The sequence below is a fragment of the Pseudoalteromonas luteoviolacea CPMOR-1 genome (assembly GCF_001625685.1).
GTDB classification, from domain to species: domain Bacteria; phylum Pseudomonadota; class Gammaproteobacteria; order Enterobacterales; family Alteromonadaceae; genus Pseudoalteromonas; species Pseudoalteromonas luteoviolacea_K.
Genome location: NZ_AUYC01000037.1, coordinates 1 through 24,181 on the forward strand (window position 1 = coordinate 1; position 24,181 = coordinate 24,181).

A 24,181-nucleotide genomic window follows, 5' to 3' on the forward strand; every position below is an offset into this window, starting at 1 on the left:
TATGCATTGCTCAAGAGTGACTGGATCCTGAATCGAGTTCAGGACGACGGGTTTGGTTAATGTAATAATTGAATTTGACGTTTTCTTCACAACCCGTTTTGTACAGTGATGACTTTCAAACACAAAAAGGGAATGATTAATGAAGCTTATTATCCTTCTTCTGGGCACTATGGTACTAAGTGGTTGCAGTGTCGCAAATTACATTCGACTTAAATATGAAAATGATGATCTAGAGCCAAGTTGGCAAGCTGGTAAATCGTATTCGCAGCTACCTGCCGACATTAGCGCGAAACCCTATGTTTATATGACCATTAATGGTGTCAGTGGCTTTAAAATGATGATTGATACCGGGGCATCGATTTCGCTGTTGCAAGATACAAGTAAAGTCAAGGCGCTGGGTTTAAAAGAAGGGTATCCACTTGAATTAGGCGGATGGGGCGATGGTGAAAACTCTCGGGCTTATCAAACACAAGTAAGTCAAATAAAGTTAGGCGATGTCAGCTTTGATGAAGTGAGTTTTGCATATATGCCTCTGTCGCAAACAGACTACTTTTTACGCCCTGATGAGGCGGTATTTGATGGTGTACTTGGTCATGATATTTTAAAACACTTTACGTGGTATATAGACGCTCAAAAAGGCAATATCACCATTTCAAAGCTGCCTTACCAACCCACACCGGATGATGTCACGATCCCCATGCGAGTGTTCCTCAGTAAACTCTATTTTGACAGTGACGTTGACTTGGGTAACAACCAAATGATTTCGCAAGAAATTGTACTTGATACTGGCAGTCGCCATTATTTTAAGCTCAACAATTATTACGTGCGTGACGCGGGGCTTGAGTTTAAAGGTAGGACGGTAACAGGCTCTGATTTCGGGTTAAGCGGTCAAACTGTGCATCAGCGTGGCACAGTGCCTCAAGTTAAAATTGGAGATTTAACTTTAACCAATGTAAAAACAAATTTTATAGAAGGGGACGATGATGGTAAGTCTGTACTAGGTAGCTCGGTGTTAGCACATTTTAGCTATGTCATTGACTATAGTAACTTAACGCTACACTTAAAGCCTTATCAATCAGTCAAATTTACAGCACGATACAACCTGCTGGGTTTGGAATTACGAAAGCTGACCAACGGTGCGTTTGTGGTGAGATATGTGATGCCGGATATGGCAGCATTTGGCTCAGGGATCAAGGTGGGTGATGAAGTGGTGAGTTTTAATGGCATAAATGCGAAACAGCTGTCACAAACAGACTGGATTGCACTTTCATCAACTGTGGGTGAACATACATTATGTATCACAAGAAACGATACCTGCTATCAGCTTAATGCACAGCATATTGCAGGCTACAGTAATTTACAGCAACTCTAGAAAAAATGACACAATGCATAGGTTTAGCTTGTGTCTTTAACTTGCGTCATCGAGGTTATATCGTTCCACATTTAACTCTCTCACGTTTTGTGGTTCTAATGTCTTAGTCTTTTTGTTTTTGTTAGTTACTTACTCTTTTGATTGTTTGTTTAATGTTCTACTTTGGTGGTTGAGTCGTTTTATTTTATTTGTATCTGATTTGGGTTTATTTGTTTTTTCAAAGAACGTGAAATTTTAAGTGTCTGATATATATAGCTAAATTTATTTTGGAAACGTGGTTTGAAAATTGATTCATTAAACTTTTATGACAGTTTATTTGGAACGGTTGACTACATTATTGCAAATAATGCATTATGCGCGCCGAAAATCAATCCCAAGGTATTGTTTTTATCTTGTGGTTTAGTAAAAAGTAATGATAGGTGTAAAACGACATGCTTCAAAACATGCACAAAGCAAAATTTAAACTGTCACTGTTGGCGGCACTTACTTTAGGTGTAGCGAGCAATGTATCTGCTCACAGTTTACAGTCGCAAATTTTGAGTTTTGAAGGAAATGGACTCCCTGATAATGTTCACAGCAATGATGCACGACTGACACAACAAAGAGCGATTAATGGTGAACAGTCACTGTTGTGGGATTGGGGTAAGTCACATGAGCTTACCATTGAGCAAGACTTTGTGCGCATGACTGATAAACAAGCGAGCAAAGCGTATGGCCGAGGTGCGACGCAAGTACTGTCTTTTTGGATTTATAATCCAGTTGCTGTAAATGACATTATGCAGGTATTGTTAACGGATGCAGATTCAGAGCAAACGACCACGCTTCCAGTCAATATGAACTTCACTGGCTGGCGTGCTGTTGGTGTGTCACTGAATGCTGATTTTAAACCTGCTGTGACACATAACTTATCACAATTAATATTTAAAGCGCCGAGCACATTAGCGCAAACCGCTGAGCCTGTATTTATTGACCGTATTATGGTGTCGGTCGATGATAAGCGTTATCAATGGTCAGATCATCAAGTCACTACGCGTTATGACTTACCAGAGATTGATTTTGGAATGAGTCATGAATTGCCAGAACCAACGCTTGCAGAGTTAGTTGATGTTGAAATAGTACAGCAACAACTTATTGACCAATTTAAAGGCCGTTCTGGTAGCTTTGCATCGCTACAAAAACGATTTGATGACTATAAAATCCGTATCGCTGATGATGGCAGTATCACTGGCCGCCACATAATTATGGGTTACCAAAAAACAATTTATCAAACTAAGCACCTATCCAGCCAAGATAGCGCGTTAGTGAAAGAGTACCGTGAGTTAGATGATTACACTGACCTGATGCTAGATTTGGCAAAGGCTTTCCATAACAGTGCTTATGATGGCTATAAGTCTGATATTGTGAACATGTATACCTTACTGACCAAGCACCTACTTGATCAAGGCTATGCGGCTGGTAGTGGTTTGGTGACAACGCATCACTGGGGTTATAGCACACGTTGGTGGTATATCTCGGCACTGATGATGGCCAAAGAGCTTGAACAGGAAAGTCTACTTAAGCCGACTTATGAATCATTGCTTTGGTTCTCTCGTGAGTTTAAATCGAGCTTTGATATGGCATTAAATGAGAAAAGCTCAAACCTAGATTATTTTAATACCTTATCTAATCAGCATTTGGCATTACTGTTACTAAATCCAGATGCCAAAGAGCGTGTTGCATTGGTTAAGCAGTTTTCACATTTCTTTTCTGGGGCATTAAGCCAGACGCCCTCTGGGTACAATGATGGCTTTAGACCGGATGGTACTGCTTGGCGTCACTATGGCCATTATGCAGGCTATGCTTTCCCTGCATTTAAGCGCGCTGCGCAGGTGGCGTATATCTTAAAAGGCACTGAATTTGCTTTGCAAAACACTGCACTAGATAGCTTGAAAAAAGTGATGGTGGCTGGTTGGCGTTATACAAACCCATATGTACCACTTGCTTTGACGGGTAGACACCCATTTAGCAAATTGGGGATCAAGCACTACAGTACTGGATTACGCGATCTTGCATTGGCTTACCCTGAGCTGGATGAAGAGCTTGCAGCCATTTATTTGCAAGTAACAAAGCAGTCAACTGAGAAAGGCGAGCAGTTATTCGGTAAAAGCATTGCGCCAGCTGAGTTACCGGAAGGTAGCTGGAGTTATAATGGTGGTGCATTTGTTATTCATAGACACGCAGACCGTATGGCAATTATTAAGGGCTACAATAAAGATGTTTGGTCGTCTGAAATTTACCGCAAAGATAACCGTTATGGCCGTTATCAAAGTCATGGCAGCGTGCATGTGATGCCATTTGGTGAGCCGGATGAGTTGGGTTATCAAGAGGCTGGCTGGGATTGGAATAGAAACCCAGGCGCAACGACTATTCGTTTAAGTTTAGACGAGCTTGAGAGCCCAAATAAACATAGTTTGATGTTACGCTCAGAGACTGGAGTGAGTGGCTCTACATCTTTGAACGATAAATTTAGTTTATTTACGTTTAAGCACCAAGCGCCGCAAGACAAAGAAAAATTTGAGTCGAGTTTTGTAGCAGAAAAGCACGTGTTTGCTGCTGACAATATGTTGTTCTTAACTGGTAATGGGATCTCTAACCTAGACGGAAAAAATGTAACGGAAACAACATTATTCCAGTTAGCGGTCGGTGATACACCGCGTTCTATCTGGGTGAATGGCGAAGAAATTAATAGTAATAGCTTTGATTTGACGCTAGGCAAGGGTGATTGGCTAATTGATGACAATGGTGTAGGCTACTTTTTACAAAATGTAGAGCAAGTACATGTTAGCCGAGGTGCTCAAACGTCTCGTCATAATAAGACTAAAAAGCAGACACAGGGCGTATTTACCAAAGCTTGGATTGATCATGGTACAGCGCCGCTTAACGCAAGCTATGAGTATGTATTGGTAATGGATGCGACACCAAATCAAATGCTTGATTTGGCGAAAAAGATGAATCGCTACCCATACTTTAATACACGAAAAACTGACCAAAACGGCATGTATATCCGTAATCGCATAAACAATTTATATGGTTACAGCAGTACTGATTTCACAAACTTTAAGTTTGGTCCTGTGCGCTCAGTGAGTACGACAGCGCAGTTACTCGTACAATTAAATGGCAAGAAAGCTGCTCTGAGTGTGTCGTCGCCGGAATTGAAGTTAAGTAAAACGCAGGCAACACCAGTTGTGCCGATTGAAATTGTACTTAAAGGCACATGGCAAACAAATGATTCGGATTATCAGCATGTTAAAGGTAATACGGTTATCACTACACAAAGCTTTTTTGGCCAAGCTGCTAATATTCAATTAAGCAAAGTCGAGTAATTCAACTACACTACTAAAATTAGATCTCCCAACTAATTGAAAGCGGCAAGATGACAATCTTGCCGCTTTTTTATTTATTGATTTTGCCTGTCCGCGCCTTAAGTCTAGTTACGACAATTGTTAGTTATGTTATATTGTATCATTTTGTCGTGGGGCGCAAAAATGGGTCAAGATAAAAAAGCCAGTGTTGATTTGGCTGAGGTTGTAAAGAGGTACGTAGATGCTTTAAAAGCATCTGGATTTGAAGGGGAAGTAGATACAAGTTATTCAACAACTTTGGTGCATTCAACAGATAACAGTATCTACCAGCAATTTCCGCAAGCGGTCATATTTGCCAAGAGCAATGATGACATTCAAAAAGCCTTACTACTGTCTGAACAAGGGGAGTTTCGTCAACTCTGCTTTGGTCCGCGTGGTGGTGGGACAGGGACTAACGGGCAATCGCTCACCGGTGGAATAGTATTGGATTTATCGCGCTATATGCGTCAGATCTTGGAGGTTAATACCGAGGAAAAGTGGGTCAGGGTACAAGGCGGTGTGATCAAAGATCAACTTAATGATTTTTTAAGACCACTGGGATTCTTTTTTGCGCCTGATCTTTCCACCAGCAACCGGGCAACCGTGGGCGGTATGGTCAACACCGATGCATCCGGGCAAGGCTCTCTGGTGTACGGTAAAACCAGTGATCACTTATTGGCTTTAAAATGCTTTTTAGCTGATGGTTATGAGTTAGATACTTACAAAATGCCTATGCAGGCAGCGCAAAAAATTGCAAGTCAGGACAGTCGTAAAGGGCATATCTTTCGTGACGTGATCAACAGCTGCGTAGAAAACCGCGGTAAAATCTTAGATGTTTTTCCAAAACTAAATCGTTTCTTAACTGGGTATGACCTTAAAAATGTGCTCAGTGATAATATAGAAACGTTTGACCTCAGTCGCATTATAGCGGGGAGTGAAGGTTCTCTTGCGGTAGTTGCAGAAGCCAAGTTAAACATTTTGCCCATTGAGCCATATAAAACATTGGTCAATATTAATTATGATAATTTCGACTCGGCGCTAAGACATTCTCCTTTTTTGGTAAGTGCACGCTCGACCTCTGTTGAAACGGTGGACAGTAAAGTACTGAATCTTGCCCGTGAAGATATGATCTGGCGCAGCGTTGCAGATTTTTTAGATACCCCTGCGGATATCGTCTCAGATGGGTTAAACATGGTGGAGTTTAATGGCAATAATGAGTCAGACATTAACACCAAAGTCGCTGCATTAACGGATAAACTCGATGCGCTTATCGACAGTAAAGCAGCGGGTGTTTTATCTTACTCAATCACCACCAATAAGACGGATATTTTAAAAATCTATGCGATGCGCAAAAAAGCCGTTGGGCTTTTAGGTAACACTAAAGGGGCGCAAAAGCCAGTTGCCTTTGTTGAAGACACCGCTGTACCCCCTGAGCATCTGGCTGATTTTATTACCGAATTTAGAGCGCTACTGGATGCACATGATTTAAGTTATGGTATGTTTGGTCATGTTGACGCTGGGGTTTTACACGTGCGTCCTGCATTAGATTTATGCGATGATAAACAGCAAGCGATGTTAAAACCCATATCGGATAAAGTGTCTAAATTGACTAAAAAATATGGTGGCTTATTTTGGGGAGAGCATGGCAAAGGGTTTCGCAGTGAATATGGTCCTGACTTTTTTGGTCCAGAGTTATTCTTAGAATTGAGAAAAATCAAAACCGTATTTGATAAAGGCAATAAACTCAACCCCGGTAAAATATGTATGCCGCTTGAGGATGATACCACGCTTGCTGGTGTCGAGGGACCGTTGAGAGCACGCTACGATCAGCTTGTCCCCATTAATATAAAAACCTCGTTTCAAGACACATTGAATTGCAACGGCAATGGGTTGTGTTTTAATTATAACGAAAACGCTCAGATGTGCCCTTCATACAAGGTGACTAAAGACAGAAGGGATTCACCTAAAGGGCGAGCCATGTTATTTAAGGAGTGGGCACGACTGCAAGCTGCCCAAGGCGTTGAATTGCCTGTGCAGCAATCAGCTTATTTTGATGTGGAAAAATATCAAGTTGAGATTTCAGAAGCGGGTGAGCTTGCCCAGTTAAACCACGAAGTAAAACGTGCCATGGATGCTTGCTTGGCTTGTAAAGCATGCTCAACAGCATGCCCAGTTAAAGTAGATATTCCTAATTCACGGGCTTACTTTTTGCATTTTTATCATCAAAAATATGGCAGAGCGCTGAAAGATCATGTGGTCGGTAATATTGAAAAGCTGCTGCCCTCAATGTCACGTGGTGCATCACTATTAAACCCTATGATTGGGTCGAACTTTGTTAATAAGCTCAGCCAATGGTTCTTGGGCTATCAAGACTTACCGTTGCTCAGTACCCAACAACCTGAAGGCATTAAGTATAACTACGATGCGTTAAGTAAGCTTAGTCAGTCGCAAAAAGACGATCATGTTTTGGTTGTATTAGATCCGTTTACTTGGTTTTATGAAGCTGAGTTAATTTCTGCAACCATCAAATTGACAGGCAAGCTAGGTAAAAAAGCAGTGCTATTGCCCTACCATGAGAATGGTAAAACTCAGCATGTAAAAGGGTTTCTTCATGAGTTTAAAGCGACGGCCAAAGCCACCAGCGCTTTTTTACAACACGCAGCAAGCCTAAATATACCGATGATTGGTTTAGATTCTGCTTTAGTATTTGTGTACGACGATGAATATCGTAAAGTACTGAGCGAGACCGAAAGAGGAAACTTTCACGTACTCACTATTCATGAGTGGCTTCAGCGACAGGACTTATCTGCTCTGGAATTGCCGTCGGTAGCTGAGTCAATTACCTTGCTGGCGCACTGTACTGAAGAAACCAATGCACGTGCTGCATCTGCAACTTGGAAAAATATCTTTAATACGCTGGGTATACAGCTTGATGCACCCAATGTGGGTTGTTGTGGCATGGCCGGAACTTTTGGTCATGAGAGTAAAAATCAGGCGGCCTCTCACAGCTTGTACAATGCCTCTTGGCAGTCTCATGTGCAATCATCAAAGGTGATCGCAACAGGATTTTCTTGTCGCAGCCAAGTAAAACGTTTTGAAGGGCATAAACCTCAGCACCCTGTGGAGTTCATTGCTCACTATTTGTAACGTTTTCTGATTTATGAATGACTTATCTAGATGTTTTTAATGGCATCAGCTAAACGTCAGTAGCTCCATACTTTGCGCACATTGACTGTGCGCTGTATGGACGTTGTAAATTCAGTGGAAGCGTTGTTACTGTATGATCGTGTGTATCTTCTGGCGATAGAGTTGGATTAATGGAGTTAAGTATTGATGCGTTTTGTATATGTTATGGACCCGATGTGTGCTTGGTGTTACGGGTTTCAGCCTGAATTAGAGGCATTTTTAAGCCAACACCCAAGTGCACAGATAGAGTGGATTATGGGCGGTCTTGCGCCAGACAATACTGAGCCGATGGCGCAAAATTTAAGGGAAACAATTGCTTCGTATTGGCATCAAATAGAACAAAGAACCCAAGTATCCTTTAACCACGATTACTGGCATCAAAACACGCCTTATCGTTCTACTTACCAAGCTTGTCGCGCGGTGATTGTGGCACAAAATATGAGGGAAAATAGCGCTGAAGCGATGTCAAAGGCGATTCAAGCCGCGTATTACCAACAAGCCACTAACCCGTCATTAGATGCGACTTTGGCAGCATGCGCCGTGTCAATTGGACTCGATGAAGCATCATTTTTATCTTCACTTAATTCACCAGATACTGAAAATCAGTTGCAACAGCACTTGGCGCTTACCCGTCAATTACAAGTTAGTGGGTTCCCCGCACTGTTTTATGTGAATGAAGAAAATCATGCTTTTGCACTGACCTTGGGGTATTGCCAAGAAGAGGAATTGACAGCGCGCTTCAATCAAATATTAAAAGCGCAATGACTTATCATGTACTCGCCATGTATCAGGAGTTCAGGCAACGCTTTTTTGAGTTGATTCAAAAAGCAAATAGAGCGCATATATTTTGCTGAGGAGATCTTGACCCTGAATATGTGCATAGCTGGTTTGAAAGTGTAGCGAAAGCAATCAATATATAAATATATTTGAGTACCTCGAAAATAAATGCATCATTGACAATCATGAAATACAAGAGTGTATTGATGTGTCGTTTACTGATAACGTATTCTGGCAAGTACCTAGAAAGAAAATGCACATTACTGGGCAATACTGCCTAATTTGTTTAAGGACTTTTACGTCGGGTTTCATAACCGTAAACCGGTTTAATCCCCACCATTTTTACTAGATATACGTTTTGATAAGAAGAAAAATAATGAATCCATCCAAAATAAAGGCCAGGTACCCCGATGCAGTTGCGTGTAAATTTGGCGATAGTCAGCATTTATGTGATGAACTGACTGCGCTCATTGTAAGTGGTGCCAAAGTGGCAACTTGCGATGCGTTGAGTGCCTATGAGTTAGGTGAAGAAGCAATCCCCGATATTGGACAAGTTTACATTGTAGAGACTTGGCTAAATAAGCCTGTCGCAGCGATCAAAATTGTTAAGGTAGATATCACTCGATTTGAAGATGTCGATGAAGCCTTTGCGCTTGCAGAGGGGGAAAATGCTGACTTAGCTGGCTGGCGTAAAGATCATCAGGCATATTTTGAGCGAAATGGTGGGTTTGCCCCTGATATGGAATTAGTATGTGAATATTTTGAAGTGGTTGAGATATTCTAAAGTCAATTATAAAAAAGGCGCGTTTAGCGCCTAGATAGGGTTAGCACTTTTGTAAAATAAACATATGGTAGCCAAACTCATTGGCATACTCAGTACATATTTCTACTTCGTTATGAATATCTTGTAGTGCTTGAGAATGTGCCATTGTAACCTGTAGTTCCATTGTGCGCGCGCGCAAAGGTCCGTAGTAGTTTTGCCAGGCTTGTGTGCTTTGCGGGAAATGTACGATGACTTTATATCCAAGTTCAGATATTTGCTTAAGTCTGACTTCAACGGATTGTATATCGGGATATTCTTTGGCCCAAAACCCCTGAGCTTGCGGGCTTGGTTTTGCCGTATGCCATACCATGTCACTAAACACCAATACGCCATTGGGCTTAAGCTTTGGTCGCCACTTCTTAAGTGCATTTGGTACGCCCATGATATAGGCGCTGCCTTCTGACCATATAAGGTCGATACTGCTTTGCGCTATGTTTAGTTCTGTCATGCTGGTACAGTCCGTTTGAAGCCGATCTATAAGACCATCTTGAGTAAAACTATCAACCAATGCATCGAGTGCGCTTTGCTCATTATCGATAGCAATAATATTGGCATGAGTGTGGGTTGCCAGCAACTGAGTCGCGTAGCCTTTTCCGCAACCAATATCGGCTATAAGATTGGGTGTTAAGGGTACATGCGACAAAGCTTTAAGGGTGTCTTCATGACTGCCAGGTGCCCAGCGCGCAAGAGGCGCAAATATGGTCATAAAGTCAGCCATATATAATTCGTGTTCATTCATATCTTTTGATAACCATTTTAATCTAAGGGCTTCTTTTTCATTAAAGCCTTGCTGCATTAACCAACTCAGATGCGCATCAGGCGCCAGCGTGTTGAGTTCTTCGTGCCAATGACGTTGTGGCGCATCGCCCAATATTGCGGCTAATAAGTCGCGAGCTTGTTTTTTTTGCTCAATCTCGTTATTTAACGCAGAGAGTCTGTCGCGCAAACGGTGTTTTTCAATTTTTGCATCAAGGCAGGATTTACATTCTTTAATGGTAAGTCCACCTGCGAGTAGCTTTTGAATTAAGTGCACACGTTGAATGTCTTTTTCACTATATATTCGATAGCCATTGGCAAGTCGTTTTCCACTGATCAGTTGTTGTTTCTCATAATAGAGTAGAGCGGTACGTGAGAGCCCAACTCGTTTGGCAAGCTCTGATATTTTGTACATAGACTTAATCTCATTAAACAAATGCGTGCTGACTTTAAAGTATAAAGTTATAGACAGGTCAAGCTTGGTTTTAAAGCGGATTAAACACAGTGATGTGGAAAAAGAAAAAAGGGGCGAGTGCCCCTGGTTTCATACTATCAACTAGGACGCGAGGGTCCTCAGTCCGGTACTTCTTTGATCTATAGTAAAAAAGTCCATCGTCTTATTCATATTATGCGCTTGGTCAGCCATCGATTGACCTGCGGCTGTGGCTTCCTCGACCAGTGCTGCATTTTGTTGTGTCATTTCATCCATTTGAGTGATTGCGCTATTGACCTGCACAATTCCGTCAGATTGCTGCTTCGAAGATTCTGCTAAGTCTTGCATCATAACGCGCACTTTTGAGGTGGCCTCTACGATTTCTAATAAGGTCTCCCCAGATTTGTTGACTAAAGATGTACCTTCTTCAACTTTGGTTTGGCTATCTCGGATTAAATCTTTTATCTCCTTGGCGGCTTCGGATGAACGTTGTGCGAGGTTTCTAACTTCACCCGCGACGACTGCAAATCCTCGGCCTTGCTCACCCGCTCTGGCCGCTTCAACAGCAGCATTGAGTGCCAATAAATTTGTTTGGAAAGCAATTTCATCTATGACACCGATGATCTCTGAAATTTCCTTACTTGAGTCACTGATCTCTTTCATTGCGGTCACTGCCATATTCACTACTTGGCCGCCTTGCTCTGCTCTGCGCTCCGCATCGAGTGATAATTCATTGGCGTTTTCGGCACGTTTACTACTTTGTTTCACACCGTCAGTCATGGCATCCATACTGGCCGATGTTTCTTCGAGGCTTGAAGCTTGCTCTTCCGTTCGTTGACTTAAATCCATATTACCTTGGGCGATTTCATTGGCACTTTGTGAAATGCTGCTCGCTGAGGTGCGAATACTCGAAATAATCTCGGTGAGTTTTTCTGCTGTCGCATTGGTATCTTCTTTGAGCTTGCCAAATTTACCATGATATTCGTTATTGATGCGCTTAGTGAGATCGCCATGAGCCAGAGAGCCCAACATTTGCATCACGTCGTCTAGTGCCACTTCAACGGTGCCTAATAAGTCATTGAGGCCTTGGCTTAAGTTACCAAAGAAACCAGACTTGCCAGTGGGGTCAATTTTCTTGCTTAAGTCTCCCTGTGAAGCGGCTTGCACAATGTCGTCAATTTCTTTTTCGATATTCACTTCAGCGGTACGGTCTACCCACTCAAGCACAGTACCGATACGTTTACCGTCCACTTCAATGGGGTTAGCCGTCAATGCGAACACCTTGTCACCTATCTGTTCTACGCTACGGTGTGTATCGTTTAGGTTTTCAAATACGAGTTTTTGTTGCTCAGGTTCAAGGTAAAAGTCATGAATGGCAAAGCCAATTAAATTGTTTGCTTCAAACGCGCCAACATGTCGTCGTATGTCTTGCTCAGACTCTAACATCATGGTTTGTATTGCATTGTTAGCATATATAATATTCAGTTCAGGGTCGGCTATCATCACGTTTCCAGATACGCTATCGAGTGCATACTTGACGCGCGCATTCTCAGAAGCCACCCTAGACTTTTCACGCTCAAGTGCTAACCACTGCGTTTTGTCTTGCCACTCAATAACGGTACCTACACGTTCACCGTCTACATTGACAGGACTGGCCACGACACTGAATGTGCGCCCAGCAATGACAAATTCGCTTTGGTGGCTTGTTGTGAGTCCATTAAACTCACTCAACAAGTTGGTGAAGTGAGTGAAGTAATGATCCAGTGCATTATGTTTGATATTAGTGGGGCTAAAATCCATCAATTCTTGGGTTATGTCGCTGGCAGCATCATTAAACATGTGCTCCAGTGCACCATTGAGGTAGATGACGTTATAGTTATCATCAGTGATCATGACCTGACCAGATGACCCGTCAAGTGCATATTTTACACGGGCGTTTTCAGATGCCACTCTTGCTTTTTCTATTTCGCTTGCCAGCCACTCGGTTTTATCTTCCCACTCATACACAAGACCAACGGTTTTCCCGTCTACGATGACGGGGCTTGCGACGATATCAAATGTCCTGCTGGCAATTTTCAGTTCGCTGTTGTAGCTGTCGCTCAGCCCGTGGACGGCGTTTTCAATCTCTGAAAAAGTCGGTAGTGATTGGCTGAGTGAGTGGTTGAGTAATGCTTGGCTATTAAAGTGATTATGGATGGTTCGAATCTCGTCGCTGGCTTGGTTAAACATGGTGTAAATAGCATCATTAAGATAAATAACCTGATTTTGTGTATTGGTGATCATCACACACGCACTGGCGTTATCTAGCGCACTTTTAATACGGGCATTGGCACTGGCAATACGTTTTTCTTCACGCTCTTTTTCCCGCATCTGGCGTAAGCTATCCCGCATGGCCATCATCGACTTAAACACACCTTTTGGTACTCGTTCGTCATATTTTTCATCAAGGTCTCCCCGGGCAATAGCCAATGCAACATTTTCTAGTTCATTCGGGTCCTTGCCAAGCTGCGCCATCACATTTCGAGTCAGGACAAACACAATGCAGCCACTGAGGAAAAGCGCAATGACAAAGGTGATCATGATGTTACTGACTGCTGATTCATTCGCCTCTTTGAGTTTTGGACCCAGTTTATCTTGGTCGTTTTTAACGGAGAGCTTTAATTCATCGACCAGTTTTGCAAATTGTGGCCCCAGCACATCTAGGGTATTGGTGACTTTATCATTACGATCCACAATGATGTCATGCACACTCAGATAAGCTTGTTTGTAGTCAGCTTCGAGTGTTCTGACTTGCGCAATTAAAGCGCGGTTTGCGACCGTATTGGTGAGTTGTTCGATTAAATCCATTTGCTGTTCAAAGGCGCTGAACTCTTGCTTTACCCTTTGGTCAGCGCTTTCGTCATTACTTTCTAAGTACTTGATCACATAAAGGCGACCTAGTAATAGGTTGCGCATGGCAACGCCTGTCAAGTAGGCGAGTTGTGTATTGTTACTTTCCGATGCACTGAACATCAGCTTGGTCAGCTCTCGCTCCATTTGCGGACCAATGACGTTCAGTTGATTAAATACTAGGTCATTGCGCTGTGTTCGATAAGCTTTTATTTGGTTAAATGTCTCGTTATACGTTGCGATTTTTGTGGTGAGCTGTTTCACCATTTGTGCCCGCTCGGGCTTGTTAATTTCACGCGTAGCCTCTTTGAGCAGGGTTTCTACTTGAGTAAAGTATTCGTCGTATTGGCGAATGTCTTTATCACTGCCAGTCAACAGAAAGTCTTTTACATTCATGCGAACCATGAGCATATTTGATTGTAAAATGCCCGCGAGGTTACTATCGCGGGCTAATTCACGGTAATCTTTAAATCCGTCAGAAGCCATTTTCAAGGCAAAATAAGAAATAAAGCCAATCACGGCGAGGGTGATCATCACCGCTGAAAAGGCAGCTATCAACTTAGCGTGCAGCGTAGAAAAAATAGTGAGTTGCTTGGATTTAGCCATATTCAAATTCCCTTAGTCCGCAGATGATGCGAGAAATAGAAAAAGTCCTGACAACAAGTATAGAAGCTAAATCACAATGCGTTTTATTATTAGCAATAGAAGCTCACTTTTGCTTTAAAAATGGTCTATCCATTCTAGGGAATACTAGGGTTATTTCATTTAAAGTGTTTAAATAATAAGTGCTTAAATTTATCTTAGGTGTGTAGCAAACCATTTTAAAGCGCTTGGCATTTTGTTGCAGTGCTGGTATTTGGATCGAGTGTATGATATTCAATTAGTCGGATGTATTTGTTTTAGGAGCAAACAAACTGTGGACATCAATATAACAATAAGAAAAGCAACCCAAGATGAAATTCATTGGGTAAATGAGCAGTATCAACGGGTCGGGTTTAAGTTGTCAAACTTCGAGTCGGATATGATTGCCATTGCGTTAATTGATGATCAGAAGGTGGGTGTTGGCCGAATACAAAAAATCACTGAGTTTGATGCAGAGCTGGGGGGCATGTATGTGCACCCAGACTTTAGAGGCGTTGGACTTGCCGATAAAATCGTGACGTTTTTAGTTGAAAACGCATTACAGTATCGACATGTATATTGTTTACCTTTTGCGCATCTGGCTTCGTTTTATAAAAAATTTGGTTTTGATGAAGTAAACGATGTGGAGGTACCAGACATGGTGCTCAGCAAACACCATTGGTGCAATGAAATTTACGAGCACAAGACATTATTGTTTGTAAAAAGCAACTCTGCGCCAAGTCAAAGGTGTGTGGATTAAATGCAGGGGTATGACAGTGCTGCACTGTTAACGAAAGTTTTGACACAGTTGGTGCCCTTCAAAGTCAGTGAAATAGCTGCAGTTTTGGATGTCTTTGAGTTTAAAACCTATCGCGCAAAATCACATCTGTTTAAAAGCCAAGATATGGTTCAAGATGTGCACTTTTTACTCGCCGGTATTGGTCGTTATTATTACATTGATGTCAACGGGAAAGAGTTTAACAAGTCTTTAGTCAAGCAAGGCGGTGCATTCACAAGCATAGCTTCATTAATTGAGCACAGCCCGAGTCCTTTTTACGCACAAGCTTTGAGTGAGTGCCATATCGCATCGATTTCTTACCAAAACCTAGTCACGTTATCTCAGAAAAATAGTAACTGGAGTGAATTTGTAAGAAAGGTTTATGAACGCTTAGCATTAAAAAAAGAAAAGCGAGAAGCGAGTTTTTTGCTGCTCAATGCGCAGCAAAGATATGAGCAATTTTTAATAGAGTTTGGTCAAGACAGTGAGCACATTGCTCTGAATCAGGTTGCGATGTACCTTGGTATAACAGATGTAAGCTTATCTAGAATACGTAAAAAAATGGGCTTAACATAAGTTAAGGCGCAGTCTCGGTAGGGCAGGTAAAGTGCTTCTTTTTAGGAGCAAATACATGCAAAAGCTTTTACCCCCGTTTTTATATGCGATCATCTTAATCAATATGGCGGTATTGTGCTGGCGCTTAGACGCCACGCATTATATCGTTTATCCATACAACTTGGCGGGCATACCACTGTTTTTATTTGGGTTGTTATTGGCTGTCGGAGCGAAAAAGCGCTTTATACGTGAAGGCACCAATGTCATGACTTTTGGTGAGCCAGACAAGCTGGTGACCCAAGGGGCATTTAAGTTTTCTCGCAACCCGATGTACTTGGGTTTTGCCATCTCTTTGTTTGGTGCGGCTGTGTCGCTCGGTGCTGGCGTAATGTCTGTGTGTGGGTGGCTAACATTTGTTATTGTGACAGATCGTTGGTATATCCGCTTTGAAGAGCAAGCAATGCGACGAAAATTTGGTGCGGTATACGAGCGATACTGTTGCCAAGTAAGAAGATGGATATAAATTAATCATAGAGGACATGAGGCTAAATAAATGCCTTGAAGCAGAATGAATAAAAATGTGGTACTTAGGCCGTTAGAGCCAACAGATGGGGTTGAATTGGTTAATCACTTAAATAACCCTAACGTCATCCGGTATTTGTCGGATAGACTACCAAAGCCCTATACACCTCAGGATGCAAAGTGGTGGCTAGAGGTCGGGCAAAGCCAAAATGCGCTGAACTATGCGATTGAGTATGATGGCCAGTTTTGTGGGGTGATCGGTGCTTATTTACCTGATGATTTATCTTCACCACAGGACGCTGAGCTTGGATATTGGCTTGGGGAATGCTTTTGGGGTAACGGCATTGGCACGCATGCTGTGGTGCTTTTTATCGCGAAGTTTTTTGAAAAAACGTCACTTCAAGCCTTGTATAATCCGGTCTCGTCACCTAACCAAGCTTCGATTAGAGTGATGGAAAAAGCCGGATTTGGGTTAAAACACATCACGCGAAAAACCGCTTTGCACCAAGGGGAAGCGTGTGACGAGCATGTGTATGTGCTTAAGCGCGCTGAGTATGTTTAAGTTCCACGTGAATGCAGTGCGATCTGAGTGGTTGGCACTGGGATTTGACATGCTGACATCAGATAGGCTGCATTGTTAATATTCCTATAATAGCGACCGTGAGCTCAAAAGGTCGCTTGGTGAATCGAATTTGTGGCCGCAAATTCAGATCTTTTACTTAATCAGTGAGACAAGCTTGAGGGTGAGTACATGCCCATATGGAACGACACGGCTCTCGGGTCTCTATTTGTTTCATGCCACCTGCAACATGTGGTGTTGCCTCTAGTCCTAAAGAAGGCTTGCTAGAAAGGTTCTTAATTTTATTTTTTTTGATTGTTAATTTCATAGTTATCTCCTTGATTGTACTGGATTGTACCTTTTCAAAATTAGTCAATCTCGAATGCAAATTCAATGCAAATACATGAACTGTTACATTCATATTTGTCGATGAACAACGTTGTGATTGTTGGCCTTAGTTGATGTTTTATGAGGGTTAACTGATGTTTTTATGGCATGATTTAATTATTTGTTTTATATGCTTTGTTTCTCGTTGAAAAATCAATAAGTTCTTAGACGTGTTGGCGAGAGTTGATGGAATCGTAAATGTTACAAATTATTGCCAATTTACGTAAATTGACGTTTTTTATCTGAGTGGCACAAAATTTCGCACATGGTACAATCGCCCGTCGAATTTTTTGGTAGTTGTACTGCCTATACATTAAGAGTGAATAGTATGAGTGAAACATTTGCAGCGATAGGCTTGGTGAACCCTAAGTCGCCAACCAATGTTGGTGGTGTGTTACGTGCTGCTGGGTGCTATGGAGCACAGGCGGTGTATTTTAACGGTAACCGCTACGCAAAAGCTGCAAAATATCACACAGACACAAAAAATGTAGCTGAGAATATCCCAATTCAACAAGTCGATGACCTAGTGAGCTTAAAAGTATCAGGGCGCGCTTTGGTGTGCGTTGAACTGGTAGAAGGCGCGACGCCATTACCGCATTTCGTTCATCCTGAGAACGCGCTGTATGTGTTTGGTCCTGAGGATGGCAGTTTGCCACAAGATATTGTCGATGCTGCTGATGCGGTTGTATACGTGCCGACAACTGGATGCATGAATTTGGCTGCCACCGTGAATGTACTTTTATACGATCGTATGGCCAAGCGTGCGACTAATTTTGATGCGGCGCAGATCTTAACAAGCCGAGATACTAATAATCGTTTAATTGTTGGATAGAGCATCCAGAGAGTGATGACATTCGGATGAGAGAAAGCCGCGATTAAATGCGGCTTTTGTGTTTTACATCAAGTCAAAGCGGTCTAAGCGCATCACTTTGACCCAGACTTTTATAAAGTCATCGGCAAACTTTTGCTTAGCATCATCGGATGCATATACTTCTGCTATGGCTCTGAGCTCTGAATTAGAGCCAAAAATAAGGTCAACCGCGCTTGCTTGCCACTGCTGTTTTCCTGTTTTTCGCTCATAACCCAAGTACATACCAGGTTGTGTGTCTGACTTTCTCCACTGCGTGCGCATGTCCAGCAAGTTGACAAAAAAGGCATTGTCTAAGCTGCCCGGAGTATGCGTCAGTACACCAGTGCTTGAGTTATCCGTATTGGTTTCCAGCACACGCATACCACCCAGTAGCACCGTCATCTCAGGAACCGATAGCCCAAGCATGTTTGCCTTATCTACCAACATTCTTGTTGGCGACATAAAGGCTGAGTCATGGTAATAGTTTCTAAACGCGTCGGCTTTAGGCTCTAAAAAGCTGAATGATATAACGTCTGTTTGTGCTTGAGAGGCATCGGTGCGTCCTGGGCTAAATGGCACTGTTTTTGGCATATTGGCATTTCTAAGTGCACCTTCAATACCGGTTTTACCTGCAAGTACAATGACATCGGCCAGAGATACTTGACGTTTTGAGCGTTTGTTAAATTGCGCTTTAACTTGCTCAAGCTGTGCGAGCACTTGTTTGAGCTGGCGCGGATTGTTTACTGTCCAGTTGTTTTGTGGAGCGAGTCGGATCCGCGCGCCATTTGCGCCGCCTCGCATATCTGTAACACGATGACTGGATGCAGCTGCCCATGCAGTTTCAATTAAATCAGCGTTACTGAGACCTGTGCGCTTGATTGCAATTTGTAGTGTCTTGATGTCACTTTGCGTGATTTTTTTACCGTTATGTTCAGGAATAGGGTCTTGCCATGTCAGTACTTCGCTTGGTATTTCATTGCCAAGGTAACGTGCTCTTGGACCCATATCTCTGTGCGTGAGTTTAAACCAAGCTTTGGCAAATGCCAGTTCGTACTCTTTCGGATCTGCGCGGAATCGCTCGACAATTTTACGAAACGCAGGATCTTCTTTGAGTGCAAGATCAGTGGTAAACATAATCGGGGCACTGCGTTTCCCTTTGATATGTGCATCAGGCACTAAGTTGGCGGCTGCTGGATTATCTGGGATCCATTGTATTGCGCCAGCTGGGCTTTTGGTTTGCACCCAATTAAAATTCATTAGGTTGTCCAAGTAGTTTGTAGACCAACGAGTTGGTGTGACTGTCCACGCGCCTTCTAAGCCACTGGTACTGGTATCTGCGCCTTTGCCAGTGCCGCATTTGTTTTTCCAGCCAAAGCCCTGTTGCTCTGTTGGCGCAGCGGCAGGTTCCTTACCAACACAATTTCCAGGTTTTTTCGCACCATGGGCTTTGCCAAAGGTGTGGCCACCTGCGATGAGCGCTACGATTTCTTCGTCATTCATTGCCATACGGCCAAACGAAAGGCGAATGTCGTCGGCTGCCAATAAGGGATCGGGCTTGCCATGCGGACCTTCTGGATTGACATAGATAAGGCCCATTTCAACCGCCGCCAATGGGCCTTTGAGTTTGCCTTTTTTATCGCGTCGCTTATCGGCTAAAAATGTAGTTTCTGGGCCCCAGTAGACGAGATCAGGTTCCCAGTCATCGCTTCGACCACCGGCAAAGCCGAAGGTTTTGAAGCCCATAGACTCTAATGACACATTACCAGCCAATACCATCAAGTCAGCCCAAGATAGCTGCTTACCGTATTTTTGCTTAACAGGCCACAATAAGCGTCTGGCTTTATCTAAATTGGCATTATCGGGCCAACTGTTGAGCGGGTTGAAGCGCTGCTGGCCGCCAGCAGCACCGCCTCTACCGTCGTGCACGCGGTAGACGCCTGCGCTGTGCCATGCCATACGGATCATCAGTGGCCCGTAGTGTCCCCAATCTGCCGGCCACCAGTCTTGAGAGTCAGTGAGGGTCTTTTCAATGTCGGCTTTAACTTGCGCTAAATCGAGTTTTATAAACTCGGCTCTGTAGTCAAAGTCTTTACCATAGGGGTTTGAGTTTATGTCATGTTGCCTAAGCGGGCTGAGATCTAATTGTTCTGGCCACCAGAACTGGTTGGTTTTAATTTGGGTTGCACTGGGCGCTGCAATCGCTGCACTAGAAAGTGCCATTGCGATGCCCGAGGCTAACGTCATCAGTTGAGTACGCATAATTTACTCCAATAGGGTTACATTAATCAGCTCAATGCTGTCTGAGTGGTGACCTTTTAGAGCCTAAGTAGACGGATGTTAAATGAAAAATTGAATAATTTAATGATAATTATCAGTTTTTTAGAATGTATAAAAAAAGCACATCAAAAAATATGTATAACATTGAATTTATTATCTTTATTTACAGTTAAACTAGACTGAGCGTAAAGGGTGGTGAAAATGTGAACAGTTGGGTGGGTGCACTTAACGTGCAATTGATTAAAATAGAAAAAACAATCAATAAAAAAGAACGTTCGAATGGTCTCAATAAAACAAATCATCTATGCACTTGCGGTAGAAAAAACACTGCACTTTAAAAAGGCGGCGGATGCATGCCATGTGTCTCAATCGACCTTAAGTACCGCGATACATGAACTTGAAAAACAGTTAGGGACGGTGATTTTTGAGCGCAATAATAAGCATGTGTTTGTGACTGAGCAAGGCAAGGTTTTACTGGATAAGGCGCGCAAAATTAAGCTGGAAGTCGATGAGTTTATGATGCTTTCACAAGTAGATAAGTCGCCGCTTTGCAGACCGATGAAGATAGGTGTGATCCCGACCATTGGCCCATTTTTACTGCCTAAAGTTTTGCCGGATGTACGTCAGCAATACCCTGATTTTAAGTTAAAGATCATAGAAGAGCAGTCTCATGTCTTAACGGATATGCTGCGCCAAGGCGAATTAGATGCCGCCATTTTAGCTTTGCCTTATCAAATTGATGGGCTAATGGCGTTTAACTTCTGGCAAGAGGATTTTTACTGGGTGAGTCACAAAGATGAGAGCGGGGCAGGGCTGCAAGAGATCACCAGCGACCAATTTGATATTGCCAAACTTATGTTACTTAAAGACGGCCATTGCTTAAAAGAGCATGCCTTGAGTGCGTGTAATTTGCCACAAGAGCAAAAAGACACAACCTTTGATAGTACAAGCTTACACACACTGATCCAGATGGTTGCTGGAAAAATGGGCACCACCTTAGTGCCGCAAATGGCGCTTGATCAACTGATAAAAGGCGAGTCTGAGCTGGTGGCGTTACACCTTAATGAGCCGGGCCCGCACCGCACTATCGCACTGGTTGTTCGGCCTAATTACGTGCGCACCAATGATATTACCCTATTGCAAAAGTTGTTTGAGCAGGCGCTCGACAAACATTGCGCAATGAGTTATTGCAGTATTTAACTGGCCCAAGGTTGTTGCGCGATAAACTGTTTTAGCATGTCAGAAAATGCCCTCACTTTCGGTGACGGGTTTTTGCGAGAAGTTGTCACCAAATATACAGGACGCTCAACACCAGACCAGTGTGGCAGGACTGTTTTGAGTGTGCCATTTTGCAAACAGCTTGATGCTTCACTCAATGGTAGCAATGCGATGCATCGGCCACTTTTTACCATGGCTTTAAGTAGTGCTATGTCGTTGCAAAAGTGCGTTGGTGTGACGGTTACCTTATAGTCTCCTTGCTTCGGATGAGAGAGCGTAAGGTTATTGACCTGCTGTGAAATGGCAAAAGTATGTTCAGATAATTCAGTCACACAGGTGATATCTGAGTGTTCAGGTGCAGCAACCAGTTTACTCTCTATGGTGCCAAGGCGTTTTTGCACTAAGCTAGAGCTTGGTAAATGGCCAACACGAATTGCGCAATCAGCGCCTTGCTCGGCAATATCTTGGATATGATTACTGGTCTGGATATCGAGTTGTAGGTCAGGATAAGTGCGCATAAACTCTGGCCAAAAATCTGCCAGCGCAGTTGTGGCCAAGTTACTCGGTGCCAAAACCTTTAGTCGCCCGCTGATCAACTGAGAGTGTGATTTGAACTCTGTGAGCTGAGTTTGAATCGTCTGTAAATCCACTGCATATTGCCGATATAACTGTTCTCCTGCCTGCGTGACATGTATGCCCCGTGCATGTCTGTTTAGCAGTGGCTGTCCGATGTGCGCTTCGAGTGCGCAAAGCCTGCGGGAAACAGTCGCGACAGTGGTATTTAATTGTTTGGCTGCGCGGCTTAAGCTGCCACAGTCGACAATGATAGAGAAAAGGTAGAGGTCATTTAATAGCATTACATATATGTAAAGTTAGTTCGCATTTGTTTGTATAGTTTACGTATATGATGCTGGTTATGATAGTTGTTCTTTATTGATACAATTTAAAAAGGACACCCTATGAGCTATTACATTGTTGCCAAGTTAATGGCAAATCACGGCAATATTTCAGAAATTACGGCTGAACTGAATATTTTGAGAGCGCACACAATCAACGAACCCGGCTGTATCTATTTTGAAATCTATCATGCTCATGACGAGCCGGGTGTGTTTTATTTGTGGGAAGCGTGGCACTGTGAAGCAGATTTAAAGCGTCATTATGATGCGCCTCATACTCAAGCCTATTTTGCTAAACAGCATACGTGTATTCTTTCTTGTCAGCCTATCAGTAAGCTCAGTGCTTAAATTATGTCTTTTTTGCAGGGTATCGTTACGCTTTAATGCTTTCTGTAACCCTCAGCTACATCAAAGTATTGAAAAATAACATTCAATAACAACTCGCACTGACCGTGAGCAATATACTTCCCACAACGCCACTTTGAGGAGAGTATTGTGAAATTAATAACTGGATTGGTTTTATCTGTTGCGGTATCTGTTTTAGCTGGGTGCAACAATGACGACACTTACACTGCTGATGTCAGTGCAATTAACTTGGTGAACAGTGAAATGGATGTGTATTGGGAGTTTGAAAAAGGCCATGAAGAGGTGTCACTGTCTGATGAAAATGGGTTGTTATTCGGCGCTAAGTCGGCAGAAAAACTGCTAGTTCAAGATGAATCGGATGGCAATGTGTTTACATTTTATGCCGTAGAGGGTAATTCCAAAGAGGTGGCAATTTCGTCGACGCGTTTTAGATTTTCCGAACATGGCGATTATGTTGTTTATAGCTATGGTCGATTAGACAATGATTCTGCGCAAGCGGCCCAGCTAGACGCGGTGAAAATCGACGATGCAGAAGTTGCGCAGAGTAAATATCGTGTGATTGTCATCCATACTTACGTTGCTGATATGGGCAAAGTGGATGTGTATATGGGTGACAAAAAATTAGCCGAAAACTTGGAGTATGGTGATGCTACTCAGTTTATGGACTTATCGGTCGATTTAAATGAGTTAATTGTCGTCAAGGCCGGTCAAGGTGCTAATACAGATACGCCCATTGCAAAGGTGACCTTGTCGCCAGAGGCAGGAGATATCCATCTTGCTTATATTACCACCACATCTGAAAACGAAGGCAATATCAAATCGTTCAAAGTCTCGCCTAAAGCACAGTAGCGAATGACACTGGCCTATGATTAAGATGATTTAAAAGCGGCAACATGCCGCTTTTTGTATTTTGAACAGGGATTTAAGGTTATCTCCCCCAATGGTCCTGCGTTGTTTTATGTATTTTTATTCTTTTTTATAGAATGAAAACCTCTATTTTTACAAATTTTAATTCTCTAATTAGATAGTAAACTTGTTAGCAAGTCAGGCAAATATGCCAATAAAACAAATTTAAAGCGTTGGAGAACATCATGAATTTACTCAATATCATTTCTAATAATGACCATCTATCGAATGCAGCAAACTTGCTTGGTCGAGTTGGCTTATCTGTTATCTTTATTTTGGCGGGGATGAATAAAATCCAATACTTTGAGGGCAACGCGCAGTATCTTGCCTCGGGTGGTTTACCTGAGTTTTTACTCCCGTTAGTGATTGCGTTTGAGCTGATTGGCGGGTTATTTATCTTAGCGGGGGCGTTAACCCAGTTAACCGCATTGGCCTTTGCTGGATTCTGTGTAGTGAGTGCGTTGATGTTTCACAATAACCTTGCGGATCAAATGCAGTTTTTTATGTTCTTTAAAAACATTGCTATGGCAGGCGGCTTTTTAGCCTTAGCCTCTGCTGGTGCAGGTCGCTTTAGTGTCGACCACAAGTTAGCTAAATCAGCATAAATGGCGATGGCCCAAATTTGGGCCA

The 24,181-nt window shown here is 42.7% G+C and carries 19 protein-coding genes; 14 read left to right on the top strand and 5 right to left on the bottom strand.

The window, feature by feature from the left end:
• Positions 1-139: 139 nt before the first annotated feature.
• The 5 genes from N473_RS16335 to N473_RS16355 all read left to right on the top strand — a co-directional run bounded on the left by N473_RS16335 (position 140) and on the right by N473_RS16355 (position 9,499).
• Complete coding sequence (locus N473_RS16335; RefSeq protein ID WP_063368857.1) at positions 140-1,372, top strand: aspartyl protease family protein; 1,233 nt, start codon at positions 140-142, stop codon at positions 1,370-1,372.
• A gap of 431 nt (positions 1,373-1,803) precedes the next feature.
• Entirely contained in the window at positions 1,804-4,734 is a 2,931-nt protein-coding gene (locus N473_RS16340) for a chondroitinase family polysaccharide lyase (RefSeq protein ID WP_081221229.1), read from the top strand.
• A 162-nt stretch (positions 4,735-4,896) separates the two neighbouring features.
• Positions 4,897-7,899 (top strand): FAD-binding and (Fe-S)-binding domain-containing protein, encoded by a 3,003-nt coding sequence (locus N473_RS16345; protein ID WP_063368858.1) that lies wholly within the window; start codon positions 4,897-4,899, stop codon positions 7,897-7,899.
• 186 nt (positions 7,900-8,085) lie between these two features.
• Complete coding sequence (locus N473_RS16350; RefSeq protein WP_063368859.1) at positions 8,086-8,703, top strand: DsbA family protein; 618 nt, start codon at positions 8,086-8,088, stop codon at positions 8,701-8,703.
• A 388-nt stretch (positions 8,704-9,091) separates the two neighbouring features.
• The gene (locus tag N473_RS16355) at positions 9,092-9,499 is read left to right on the top strand and encodes an ASCH domain-containing protein (RefSeq protein WP_063368860.1); all 408 of its coding nucleotides are present in this window, start codon (positions 9,092-9,094) and stop codon (positions 9,497-9,499) included.
• Positions 9,500-9,539: 40 nt separating this feature from the next.
• Here the strand turns inward: N473_RS16355 and N473_RS16360 are convergent, their stop codons facing one another.
• Positions 9,540-10,709: a MerR family transcriptional regulator gene (locus N473_RS16360; protein ID WP_063368861.1), complete on the bottom strand. Its 1,170-nt coding sequence runs from the start codon at positions 10,707-10,709 to the stop codon at positions 9,540-9,542.
• Between the two features lie 141 nt (positions 10,710-10,850).
• Entirely contained in the window at positions 10,851-14,222 is a 3,372-nt protein-coding gene (locus tag N473_RS16365; RefSeq protein ID WP_063368862.1) for a methyl-accepting chemotaxis protein, read from the bottom strand.
• 310 nt (positions 14,223-14,532) lie between these two features.
• Here N473_RS16365 and N473_RS16370 point away from each other — a divergent pair, with 310 nt between their 5' ends.
• From N473_RS16370 to N473_RS16385, 4 genes are read left to right on the top strand one after another with little or no spacing between them, the layout of a single operon-like run.
• On the top strand, positions 14,533-14,997 hold the full coding sequence (locus N473_RS16370) for a GNAT family N-acetyltransferase (RefSeq protein ID WP_196766426.1): 465 nt from the start codon (positions 14,533-14,535) through the stop codon (positions 14,995-14,997).
• Entirely contained in the window at positions 14,998-15,591 is a 594-nt protein-coding gene (locus N473_RS16375; protein WP_063368863.1) for a Crp/Fnr family transcriptional regulator, read from the top strand.
• A 55-nt stretch (positions 15,592-15,646) separates the two neighbouring features.
• Positions 15,647-16,093 carry a methyltransferase family protein gene (locus N473_RS16380; protein ID WP_063368864.1) on the top strand — a complete coding sequence of 149 codons (447 nt, stop codon included), beginning with the start codon at positions 15,647-15,649 and terminating at the stop codon, positions 16,091-16,093.
• A gap of 45 nt (positions 16,094-16,138) precedes the next feature.
• Complete coding sequence (locus N473_RS16385; protein WP_063368865.1) at positions 16,139-16,654, top strand: GNAT family N-acetyltransferase; 516 nt, start codon at positions 16,139-16,141, stop codon at positions 16,652-16,654.
• 157 nt (positions 16,655-16,811) lie between these two features.
• On the opposite strand, the gene N473_RS26315 is transcribed toward N473_RS16385, so the two are convergent.
• Positions 16,812-16,979 (bottom strand): hypothetical protein, encoded by a 168-nt coding sequence (locus N473_RS26315; protein ID WP_155735641.1) that lies wholly within the window; start codon positions 16,977-16,979, stop codon positions 16,812-16,814.
• Between the two features lie 387 nt (positions 16,980-17,366).
• Here N473_RS26315 and N473_RS16390 point away from each other — a divergent pair, with 387 nt between their 5' ends.
• Complete coding sequence (locus N473_RS16390) at positions 17,367-17,870, top strand: RNA methyltransferase (protein ID WP_063368866.1); 504 nt, start codon at positions 17,367-17,369, stop codon at positions 17,868-17,870.
• Positions 17,871-17,933: 63 nt separating this feature from the next.
• Here the strand turns inward: N473_RS16390 and katG are convergent, their stop codons facing one another.
• Positions 17,934-20,147 (bottom strand): catalase/peroxidase HPI, encoded by a 2,214-nt coding sequence (gene katG, locus N473_RS16395; protein ID WP_063368867.1) that lies wholly within the window; start codon positions 20,145-20,147, stop codon positions 17,934-17,936.
• A gap of 297 nt (positions 20,148-20,444) precedes the next feature.
• On the opposite strand from katG, the gene N473_RS16400 reads away from it, so the two are divergent.
• Complete coding sequence (locus N473_RS16400) at positions 20,445-21,365, top strand: hydrogen peroxide-inducible genes activator (protein ID WP_063368868.1); 921 nt, start codon at positions 20,445-20,447, stop codon at positions 21,363-21,365.
• Here N473_RS16400 and N473_RS16405 read toward each other — a convergent pair.
• On the bottom strand, positions 21,362-22,240 hold the full coding sequence (locus N473_RS16405; RefSeq protein ID WP_063368869.1) for a LysR family transcriptional regulator: 879 nt from the start codon (positions 22,238-22,240) through the stop codon (positions 21,362-21,364). The genes N473_RS16400 and N473_RS16405 overlap by 4 nt on opposite strands.
• Before the next feature lie 102 nt (positions 22,241-22,342).
• Here N473_RS16405 and N473_RS16410 point away from each other — a divergent pair, with 102 nt between their 5' ends.
• The 3 genes from N473_RS16410 (at position 22,343) to N473_RS16420 (ending at position 24,156) form a co-directional block, all read left to right on the top strand.
• Positions 22,343-22,627 carry a putative quinol monooxygenase gene (locus tag N473_RS16410; protein ID WP_063368870.1) on the top strand — a complete coding sequence of 95 codons (285 nt, stop codon included), beginning with the start codon at positions 22,343-22,345 and terminating at the stop codon, positions 22,625-22,627.
• Positions 22,628-22,774: 147 nt separating this feature from the next.
• Complete coding sequence (locus N473_RS16415; RefSeq protein ID WP_063368871.1) at positions 22,775-23,494, top strand: DUF4397 domain-containing protein; 720 nt, start codon at positions 22,775-22,777, stop codon at positions 23,492-23,494.
• 242 nt (positions 23,495-23,736) lie between these two features.
• Positions 23,737-24,156 carry a DoxX family protein gene (locus N473_RS16420; RefSeq protein WP_063368872.1) on the top strand — a complete coding sequence of 140 codons (420 nt, stop codon included), beginning with the start codon at positions 23,737-23,739 and terminating at the stop codon, positions 24,154-24,156.
• Positions 24,157-24,181 lie beyond the last annotated feature (25 nt).